5 protein-coding genes are annotated in these 11269 nt (G+C 52.4%); 1 reads left to right on the forward strand and 4 read right to left on the reverse strand.

Features of this window, described 5'->3' with window-relative positions; genetic code table 11:
- Window positions 1-57 precede the first annotated feature (57 nt).
- Window positions 58-927, reverse strand: a complete 870-nt coding sequence (locus tag AB4Z33_RS20550) for an AraC family transcriptional regulator (protein ID WP_442051674.1) — start codon at window positions 925-927, stop codon at window positions 58-60.
- 170 nt (window positions 928-1097) lie between these two features.
- On the opposite strand from AB4Z33_RS20550, the gene AB4Z33_RS20555 reads away from it, so the two are divergent.
- Window positions 1098-2135, forward strand: coding sequence for a glycoside hydrolase family 88/105 protein (locus AB4Z33_RS20555; protein WP_442051675.1), 1038 nt, complete (start codon window positions 1098-1100; stop codon window positions 2133-2135).
- A gap of 340 nt (window positions 2136-2475) precedes the next feature.
- On the opposite strand, the gene AB4Z33_RS20560 is transcribed toward AB4Z33_RS20555, so the two are convergent.
- The 3 genes from AB4Z33_RS20560 to AB4Z33_RS20570 all read right to left on the reverse strand — a co-directional run.
- Complete coding sequence (locus AB4Z33_RS20560; RefSeq protein ID WP_442051676.1) at window positions 2476-3792, reverse strand: hypothetical protein; 1317 nt, start codon at window positions 3790-3792, stop codon at window positions 2476-2478.
- The gene (locus tag AB4Z33_RS20565) at window positions 3789-10493 is read right to left on the reverse strand and encodes a DUF7507 domain-containing protein (RefSeq protein ID WP_442051677.1); all 6705 of its coding nucleotides are present in this window, start codon (window positions 10491-10493) and stop codon (window positions 3789-3791) included. Before AB4Z33_RS20565 ends, AB4Z33_RS20560 begins: the two co-directional genes overlap by 4 nt.
- 123 nt (window positions 10494-10616) lie before the next feature.
- Window positions 10617-11269: hypothetical protein (locus AB4Z33_RS20570; RefSeq protein WP_442051678.1), on the reverse strand; the 653-nt coding region annotated here is incomplete at its 5' end.

The raw sequence follows: 11269 nt of genomic DNA on the forward strand, positions 1-11269 counted from the left end.
ATAACATTGAGGCGGTGCCGATGTCAAATAATTACTTTTAAAAAGCTCATATTATATTTAGACCGATCGAGATCGTTCTTTTCGATACGTACGGGGAGATAGGCCAGACAGCTTTTTGAACACTCTGCCGAAGTGGGAGAAGTTCTCGAATCCGCAGTGTTCCGACACTTGAGTAATGCTCCAGTTCGTTTCGCGCAGCAAGTTTTCGGCTTCTTTGACCCTGGTAATGTTGATGTACTGGGTAAAGCCAAAGCCTGTGACTTCCTTGAAGACACGGCACAAGTGGCCTTTGCTAATATAAAAATGGTTGGCAATATCGTCCAAATGGAGCGGTTCCCGGTAGTGCAGATTAATGTGACGTATAATATCCGTTACTTTCTGCTGGACGGGTGTAAGCTCCATATTAGGCAATGTTTTGCGCTTCCGAATATGGCGAGCGGTGAACAGCATTAGTTCAATAGCCATGTTCCGGATATGCAGTTGATAGCCTGGAGGCTGCTCGTTAAGTTCGGTCAACAGAGAACCAAGCAGCTCTTCCACGTGCATCCGTTCTTGCAGGTTCAGTCTGATTAGCGGATGACCATCATGGAAAGGGGCCAAAAGCAGATCTATATCCTCCTGCGAAATGCCATTAAAGAAGGCTTCGCCGAAATGAAGAACGACCCGTACGTGATTGGGCTCGCTGAGCCCTGACGTTTTGTGGACGACGTCGGAGTCGATGAGCACCATATCGCCAGGGTGAACATGGTGGACGGAGTCTCCGATAAAGAAGTTCCTCTCTCCGCTGTATAAATAATAAATTTCGTACGACTTATGGTAGTGGGTGTTCGTCATGGAATGATGGCCGAATCTCCGGTCGAATTCGATCCACAAGGGTTCGTTTATTGAGCCGAGGAGCAGCGTGTCGGGAAGCGATTGAACAGTCATATGGAAAGCTCCTTTCACTGGCGTTAGACTGTTTTTATTATATCAATATTTGCGGGGTTTGGAGAATAGATGTGTATAAATGCGGAGAAATCACTCCTATCTTCATGTTAATCTTGGAGCATGAGAATCGTTTCTTTTGACAAGAGAAAGGATAGGGAGGAATAGATGATATGCGCAAATTCGAATGCAACGAAGCGGAAGTAAAAGAACTTATTGACCGTGTAGTTCGCCGAACCATGAACATGGATTTCACTTGGAATTGGTCTTGCGGGGTAGCTTATTACGGGATTTGCAAAGCTTGGGAAGTAACGGGTAATCAAGAATACATCGATTTTCTAGTCAAATGGGTGGACGAGTATTTGGAGCTCGGTCTGCCGCCAATGATGGTTAATGCTTGTGCCATGGGCCATACGATGCTGACCCTGCATGAAGCCACGGGAGACAAGAAGTATCTGGATTTGGCTTTGATGAAAGCTGAATATTTAAGCAAGGAAGCGATCCGATTCGGGAATGGCGTGTTCCAGCACACGGTATCGTCCAAAAATGATTTTCCGGAGCAGGCGTGGGCGGACACGTTGTTCATGGCAGCTTATTTCCTGCTTCGCCTTGGATTCAAACTAGACAAAAAGGAATACATCGACGATGCGCTTAATCAATTTTACTGGCATGAAGAATATTTGCAGGACACGAAGACGAACTTATTCTATCACGCCTGGGATAATGTGAGGCAAGATCATCTGTCCGGCATTTACTGGGGCAGAGCTAATGCATGGGCCGCTTATACGATGGCACAAGCTTACAAAATGTTGAATCCCTTCATGCCGATGTGGATGCAAATCGGCGGTGCGCTTGGCGATCAATTAAGCTCTCTAGCGAGGCTGCAATCACCGGACGGTCTGTGGCGCACGGTATTGAATGATGATACTTCCTACGAGGAAACGTCTGCTTCCGCCGGTATTGCTGCCGCGCTGGTATCCTATGCGCATCCTCTTCATCAAGACTATATGGCCAAGGCTTATAAAGGGATCTTGGCCAACATTGATGAAGACGGCTCGGTCCGCAATGTATCTGCAGGCACGGCGGTCATGTATAGTTCAGAGGATTATAAAGTCATCTCCAAGAAGAGAGTGCAAGGCTGGGGCCAAGGATTGACATTGGCTTACCTGGTAGCCTTGCTTCAGAATAGGGAAGTAGTCAGCAAGATTTAGTACAATCTAACAACAAGAGGGTGTCCCCAAAGGGCACCCTCTTGTTCGTTAATTCAGAGTCGGACATCGCTGGAAGGACCATTGCTCTCATAGATAAAAAGCGCTCTCGAGTCAGAAGATTGTACGAGAAATCGTACAATTCAGACAGGTAATGTTCCTCAGGTAGGGCATTGTGTGAAATATCGTATAATACAGGCTGGCAACGGTTATAAGATAAGATTTTTGTACGATAAACCACATAAAGTGCGAAGGAAGTCGTAAGGAGTCAGGGGCATTGTACGAAAAATCGTATAAGACATGGCCGGAAACAACAAAGAAAGGTGCCCCGAGGGGCACCTTTCTATTCATCCGAGTTTTCAATGTAAATGACGTAACCGCCCGAGTTCACTTCTCCATGATGATAGATTTCGTTCAGCTCATACGAATAGTGAGCTGTGACAATGCCTCGCAGGACATAGCTCGTTACTAGCGGGCTCACATAAATCTGATAACTGATTTGAACGGCTCTTCCCGGTGATACATACCCCAAAGAAATGGAGCCGGAGGCATCCGGATCTGCGGCAGGCACCCCATTTATGCGGATTGATCCGCGTATTAGGGAGGTTTGCCTGATCGTAAGGCGATTCAGAGTAACATCCGCTGCCCAATTCCCGGTATTCGTCAGCACGACGTTATAATCGACAACCGCCTCTGGTTCTACGACGAGAGGATTCGTTGTTACTTCAAGCTGAAAGTGCGGATAACAGACCTCTGTAGAAACCGTTCCGGAAAACGAAGGATCCAGTCGTGCAACCGCTCCGCCCGTACTTCTGTAAGTGCCTTCCGTGCTGGCTTGGTTAACTAAAACTTGAGCCGGCGACACAATATTGCTGCCTGTAATCATCACCTCGAAGGTGACGACAGACTGCTTTCTAGGGGCAACCGTTCCTAGCGCGATACCTGTCGTCACCAATTCCCCGCTTTGCATAACGCCGTTCAAGGTAATGCTGTTACGAACGAATAGCGTGCCGCCCGGTATGACGGCGAACAGAATCACATCGGCGGCGACGTCCCCATTGTTCGATACACGTGCGGTATACCGAAGGGTTTCCCCCGGACTTGCGAGGGCTTTGTTCACCGTAAGGGTAATCGTTACATCCGGTTTATTCATTCGGATGACCGGAAGCGTGACGGTATTGGAAAAAACGCTGTCCTCGACCAACCTCCCTCCAGCCGCGAGGAACGTATAATCTGCCCGCACTTGGTTACCAAGCTGCTCGCTCGTAATCTGCATGGAGGTCATAAGCTGGAAAGTAATTCTCACGGATTGATTCATTCCGATTCTGCCTAGATACAGTCCGGTCACGGGATTGGCGCCCGGAAGAGGCGCGCCATCCCGGTGTACGCTGTTGGGGACAAAGTCCGTTCCTTCCTGCAGCAGGTCATAGAGGGTGATATCCGCTTCCCGGTTACCCGTATTAGTAATGTTGACGGCGAATATGACCGGCAAGCCGGGAAAGACTTGAGTCGATTCCGAGCTTTTGACCAAGGTGATGACAGGGCCAACGATAGGCGTGCWCACCGTGTTGGAATACGTAACGAATGCAGTACCGCCTGCGTTATAAAGAATCCGCGATTGGTTCAGCAGAATTTCTTCCTTGGCCATATCGGGTGTCATGACACAAGCACCCGGAAGGTTACGGTTGATGTGGCTCCTGCTAATATGGAGCCTACGGCGATGCCGACCGAAGGATTCGCCGTCGGTACCGATACGGTATCCACGGTGACGCTGCCAGCGACAAAGGTGCTGCCGACCGGAATCGGGTCAATGACCACGACATTGTTGACGGTGGAAATGCCGTTATTCGTAACAAGAATCGAGTAAGTAATCTCATCTCCGGAAACAGCGTCAACAGCGAGCGTACTCTTGACCACGCTGACATCCGGAGAGGATACCGGAATGATAACGATATTGGATTGCGCCGAGCCGATGCCCGTTCTTCCGTCGGGTAGCAAGAAGGAGAAATTAGCCACGGCCGAGTTGACCAGCTGCTGCGGAGACGGCAGCGTCTCGATGGTTAATTGAAGGGAAACCGTAACCGTAATCGTTCCTCCAGGCGCAACGGTACCGACTACGATGCCCATGTCGGGATCAACGCCTGGCTGAGGCACGCCGTTGATAATGACGCTGTTGGGGACAAACTCCGCTCCGGCTGGAACCGGATCCGTGAGCGTAACCGTAGCTGTCGTATTTCCGGTATTGGTGACGTTCAAGTAGTAGACGACTGTATCGCCAACTGTTGCGACAGGTACACTGGAGCTCTTGACAACGCCGATAATCGCCTGCGCTACAGGCAGCGTAACCGTGTTGGACAGAGATGTTCCCGAGAACGCGCCGGACGTGAAGCTGACGGTAGCCTGGTTGCTGAAGGAGCCGGAAGTCGGCAAGGACGTGACGGTGATGTTGAAGTTGACCACAAMGCTGCCGCCAGGCGCAATCGTTCCAAGCTGGATACCGGATGCCGGATTGCTGCCGGAACGCGGGACGCCGTCTACGCTGACACTGCCTGGAACAAACGCCGTATTGGCAGGGATTGGGTCAAACAGAGTAGCGTCTGTAACGTTTTGAATTCCGGCGTTGGTTACGGTAACGGAGAAAGGAACAATGTCGCCTATCGTTGTTGCTGTAAAGGTTGTGCTCTTGACCGTAGTCACATTTGGCGAAGAAACGGTCGAGGTGACTGTGTTCGACTGGGCCGATCCCGTAAAGACGCGTCCATCCGGCAACGTGTAGCTGAAGCCCGCCATAGACTGATTCACCAGCTGCTGGGTTGGCGGCAAAGATGTGATGATGACAGAGAACATTAACGTAACGGGGCTTCCAGGCGCAACCACGCCAAGCGGTACGCCAGCGGCAGGGTCTGCGCCGGGCAAGCTGGCTCCGTTCAACAGTACGCTGTTCGGTACCAAAGTGGTTCCGGCCGGAATCGGATCGGTTAGCGTAGTCGTTGCTCCGATATTTCCGCCGTTCGTAATCGTTGACGAGTACACAATGGTATCTCCGACAGTGGCGTTCGTGCTGCTGACTGTTTTGTTGACGGTCAGAGATGGCTGGAACACGGGTGTAGCTATAATCTCCGAGAATGCCGTTGCCGAGAGGGCGCCGGAAGTAAAGCTGACGAACGACTGGTTATTGACGACAGCCGGATTCGGAATCGAAGTAACCGTGACGCTGAAGGTGACCGGGACGGAGGCTCCCGCCGCTATATCGCCGAGTTGTATGCCTGCTGCCGGATTTGCAGATGGCTGAGTTACGCCGTTGACGGTCACGCTGCCCGGAACTAGAGCAGTGCCTGCAGGAAGCGGATCAGTTAACAGTGTATTGCTGATTGCCGCAATTCCGTTATTCGTTACATTAATGTTGTACGCGATAGTGTCCCCGACGGTGGAGGCGGTAGTGAGCGTTGTCTTGACTACAGAAACGTTCGGTGCGGTTACGCCTACCGTAACTGTATTGGACGTAATCGAGCCGTTGAACGGACGTCCGTCAGGCAGCGTGTACGCGAAGCTGACCGAGGCCTGATTGAGAAGCTGCTGCGGCGTAGGCAGGAACTCGATCAAGACGGAGAAGGTAACCTGAATGGTTGCTCCCAGTGCAACGGAGCCGACAGCGATTCCCGTTACGGGCGATTCTGCGGCATGAGGCACGCCATTCACGATAACGCTGTTCGGAATGAAAGAGGTTCCCGTCGGAATGGTGTCTGTTACTGTTGCCGTAGCGGCGTAGTTACCGGAATTCGTAACGGCAATGGTGTAATTCAGTGTATCCCCAACCGTTGCGGCCGTGACTCCCGCTGATTTCAAAGCTGTCACAATCGGTTGGTTAACCGGTGTGACGTTGGTGTTGGAGAAGGCTGTCCCCGAGAAGGCACCGGAAGTAAAGGTTGCAGACGATTGGTTGATGAGAGAGCCGGAAGGAGGAAGGGATTCCACCAGGACATTGAAGGCGACCGTGATCACTGCTCCCGGCGCGATCGGACCTAGCGAAATGCCCGCGGCCGGTATTGCGGCCGTGTTAGGCACGCCGTTGATCGTAACCGATCCGGTCACGAAGGACGAGCCGGGAGCAATAGGGTCGGTAAATATCGTGTTAGTTATTGCCGCAATGCCTGTATTGGTGACGCTAACGGAATAGGGAACGATGTCTCCGATTGTCGTATTGGTCCTCGTGGAGCTCTTAACAATTGAAATGTTGGGGGCGGAAACGGAAATGGTCAGTATATTGGACTGAGCAATGCCTGACAGCGTACGTCCATCCGGCGGTACAAAGGTATAGTCTGCCGTGGCCTGGTTGGCAAGCTGCTGAGGACTCGGCAGAGTAGCGACCAGCACACTGAAGGTTACGAGCACGGTTGCCCCTGCAGCCACGTACCCAACCGGAATACCCGTAGCCGGATCGGCACCGGCTACAGGTAAGCCTCCAACGACCACGCTGTTCGGAATAAACGTTGTGCCGGCGGGAATGGCATCGGTCAATATAACCTGTGCCGCCAGATTGCCTGTGTTGGAGACGGCGACGGAATATGTAACCGAGCTTCCAACTGAAGCGTTGGTCGTATCCGAAGACTTCACGAGCGTAAAGACAGGCTGCGTAACGGGAATATTCACGTTGTTGGACTGGGACGCCGACGAGAAAGCGCCCGAAGTAAAGCTGACCGTAGATTGGTTCGAAATTACGGATGGAGTGGGCATGTTGACCATCACCTCGAAAGTTACGGTAGCAGAAGCGTTGGGGGCTAATGTACCGATTGGAATGCCGAGAGCTGGATTTGCAAGCGGCACGGAATCACCGTTTACAAACACGCTTCCGGTAATAAAGCTGGTGCCCTGCGGCATCATGTCGCTTACGACCGCGTTGTTGATCGGAGCCGCCCCGTTGTTTGTGACCAATACGGTATACATGACCGCATCTCCACTGGCTACCGATAAGCTGCTGTTGCTGCTTTTGAATGTGGAGACATTGGGTGCGGATACGGAGACGACGACCGTGTTGGAAGCGGAACTGCTCTCAAACATTCTTCCGTCTGGCAAAGTATAGCTGTATAAAGCATTGGATTGGTTAGAGAGCTGCTGTGGATTGGGCAGGGATACGACCGTAACCGAGAAGCTTACGACATTGATTTCGCCTGCGGATACCGTGTCCAGCGGGATGCCTGTAGTCGGATCGACACCCGGATTCGGGAAACCGTTAATAATGACGCTATTCGGCACGAAAACAACCTCAGGCGGTAACATATCCTCCAATCGAACTTCAGCCGGGTAATTGCCGGTATTATTGACAGTCAGTGAATACGCAAAGGTATCGCCTACGGTCAATGTGCTGACACTGCTGTCCTTGACTATGTCAATGACAGGTAAGTAGGCGGCCGTTGTGATCACTGCTGAAGAGGAGGAACCGGTAAAACTGCCCGAAGTAAAGCTCACATTGGCCCGATTATTTAATTGTACCGGGATGGTCGGCGCTACGGCTGCTACACGGACGTTGAAGGTAATCGGCACGGTAGCCCCTGCGGCAATGGTTCCAAGCGAGATGCCTCCGCTAGGGTCGGCGTTTGGCAAGGGTATGCCGTTCACGACGGTACTGCCGGTTACAAAAACCGTATTGGCTGGAAGGTTATCTGAGAAAACGGCATTCGTAACGGCTGCAACGCCGTTGTTGGTGACGGCGATCGAATATGTCAAAATGTCGTTAATCGTAGCAATCGTGCTGTTAACTGCTTTGGTGACGGTCAGATTAGGCGAGGTAGCCGGAATGTCGACCACATTGGAAGACGACGTAAAGCCTGTAAATGGGCGCCCGCTCGGCAGTTGATACGAATACGCCGTCGTTGCTTGATTCGCGAGCCGCGGCGGTGAGGGCAGCGTGTTCAGGACGAATTGAAACGTGACAGGAACAGAGCTTCCTGGCGCAATGGAGCCGAGAGATATGCCGACAATCGGCGAAGCGCCCGGGATGGAGACCGTGTTGACCGTCACGCTTCCGGGTACAAAGGAGGTACCTGCCGGAAGTGTATCCGTTAAAGTTGCTTGCGCGGCCAAATTGCCGGTATTCGAGACGAATACCATATAGGTCAATGTATCTCCGACGGTGGCGACGCTTTGGTTAACCGATTTCACTGTAGCGATAATCGGCTGATAGACAGGGACGGTGACGGTATTGGACAACGATACGCCGCTGAACGTTCCGGAGCTGTACGCCACGGAAGCTCGGTTGACAAATTGCGCGGGCGTGGGGAGCGATGAAGACGTTACTTGGAACGAGATGGTTGCAGAACTGCCCGCAGACAAGGTGCCGATGGCAATGCCGCTTGCGGGATTGGCTGACGGCTGAGGCGTTCCATTCAGGGTTACGCTGCCCGATACAAGACCAGCCCCGCTCGGCATGGCATCGGTCAGAGTCATATTCGTGACGGCAGCGGTCCCGTTGTTGGCGATCACGGCGGTATAGGTGTAAGCTTCTCCAACAGAAGCGTCCGGTACGCTGGCGCTTTTGACGACAGTTACATTCGGAAGGGCAACAGGCAAGGTCACGGTGTTCGATGCTGCCGAGCCGGATGAGGTTCGGCCGTCGGGAACGGTGAACGTATACGCGGCCTTAGCTTGGTTCACCAGCTGCGGGGGAGAAGGCAGACTTTGAACCAATACCTGAAAGGTAACGGTAGCCGAGCCGCCCGCCGGAATGGACCCTGCCGAAACGCCGGTAGCAATATTGGCTCCCGGCACCGTCACGCCGTTCACGGTCACGCTGTTCGGCACGAATGAAGTGCCAGCGGGAATCGGGTCCGTTACGGTCGTCGTGCCGGCAATATTGCCGGAGTTGGCGACAACAATGGTGTAGGTGACCGTGCTTCCTACAGTCGCATTAGCCGTGMTTGCCGTTTTGTTCATGGCCAGAATCGGCGAATACACCGGCACGGTTACTCCGTTGGACGGAATCACGGCAGGGGTGATCGGGCCGCCGGCAACGCTTTGGAAGTTGAAGGAGGCATTGGCTGTGTTGACGAGCTGTTGCGTGCCGGGCATGGACGTTACTCGCGTACTGTAAGCCACGGCAATGGACGCACCGGGCGTCAGCGTGCCAACCGGAACGCCGGCTATAATATCGCCCGTCGGTCGCGGTACGCCTGCGACCGTGACACTTCCCGCAACGAAGGTTAATCCGGCCGGAAGGCTGTCAGTTACGATCATGTCGGTCGCATTGGCCGTTCCTGTATTGGTGACGGTAACCGTATATCGGATCGTATCCCCGGTCAGTGAGCCGGCTACATTAGCGGATTTGGTCACGCCGACTCTAGGTGCGTTAATATCGATCTGCAAGGCATTGGCGTTCAGTACATAGGCATCGCCCGAGGTTGTTAATTGAAGTACGGCAGATGTCTGATTATTGACCAATCGGGCTGATACATCCACATTGGTAATATCCCAGCCTTGTCTTCCCCCCACAATATTACTTCCGGGAGCGCCGTTGGTCTGGTTGCGGCTTCCGAAGGTGCCTGATGTATTTACCGCTCCTGAATCGTTGTTAATCTGGGAGGCAAAGAAGTTGTTGGCGAAATTATTCGTACCCGACAAAGCGACCAAGGCCGCAGTTGTAGGGCCGAAGAGCGCTTGATCGCCGGTACGGTTGGCATCTCCCTCTTGGGCGCTGAACAAGGCACGCCCTCCGAGCACACCGGATACAGGCGTCGAAAAACCGGTAAGCGTAGTCGTAACAGCCGACGAGGTGCTCTGAACAAGAACCGCTCCTGCCCGCAGAGACATATTGCGGAATGGAAGCGAGGCATTCTGATAAATGACGCCGAGCGTCCATCCGGCATTGTTGGCGGTCGGATCATTGCTGATAACTAATGTGCCGACAACCCGACCTGTTGTATAAGTTCCTGCGCCGCCTTGCTGAACCAGCGACGTCACATTTGCCGTTCGAACATAACCAAGGGCTCCTCCGCCCAGGTCAAAGATGTTGCTCGTAGCGGAGTCCGGCGATACATTGGAGGTACCGGCGGGGGTCGCGAAGGATACCGGATTATTAATGGCTGCCGTCAGATTGGTGGTGCCATTAACGTAAGTGCCGCCCCAGATTAGCTCTGCGTAAAGCACGGAGCTGCCCGCGGGAAGATTCAGGACGGCCGATGAGCTGTTGAGCAAATAATTATCCGTGGTGCCAAAAGGATAGGTGCCGTATCGCAAAGCGGTGTTGGTTGTAACGAATGCGCCGATGCTATCGGAAGTTCCGGGAACGCCGGACACCTCGGAACGACTGAGACCCAAAGTGTTTCCCGTAAAGGTAATGGCGCCTGTTGCATTAACAGTTGCCCGCACGATGAGTGGAATGTTGATTCACCTCCCTTTCCGAAAGACAACTCCATAAAAGTTTCTACCAACTCATTAGTATGAGCCTAAACTTTTGATTTTGTCTGTCCATATGGGGACGAGGCAATTAATTTATCGAAAATAGCGGAATCGTTTCTTGGGGCTGTTTGAAATTCGCGGAGCCTTTTTGTGGTGGCGTCTTTGCGCCAAGGAACGTTTCGGGGGCGTTGGCGGTACGATTTCACTCTCTTTTGGAAGGTGCGGCTCTAGTTCTTCCATTAATTCCGGTGGTTCTTCGATTTTGCGCAGTGATTGTACGCAGGAGGGTTCCATATGGGATTGGCGTGACAATTGGTCAAGCTCGAATGGGGAGATGTTCTCCTTTACAACGACAAAATGATACATGATTTCATCCACGATATTGTTCTGAAGCCGCCCAAGTTCGTCCAGTTCTTCGGATTCGTAAATAGGCGAATGAAAGATATCGTTGTAAAAGCATTCCATCCGAATCAAGCGGAAATCGAATGGAAGATCGCCTAGGTCGAGATAATGCGGGACGGCCGGAGACTCGGGTCCGTGTGGCGGCTGATAAAAATGTTTAGTGAAATAACGCGGGGTGTGTTCGTCGAAACGATGCCGGAGCATGGGGTTGGTCACGTTCTTGAAGCTGTGGGCATAGGGAGCCAGTATGCAAACGATCGATTTATGAATGGAAATGCGATAGATTTCGGATAACACTGCAAATAAATCTTGTACATAGGGTAGACTGCGGCCTGCCATAACCC

Source organism: Paenibacillus sp. 2TAB19 (assembly GCF_052115185.1).
Taxonomy (GTDB): Bacteria; Bacillota; Bacilli; order Paenibacillales; family Paenibacillaceae; genus Pristimantibacillus.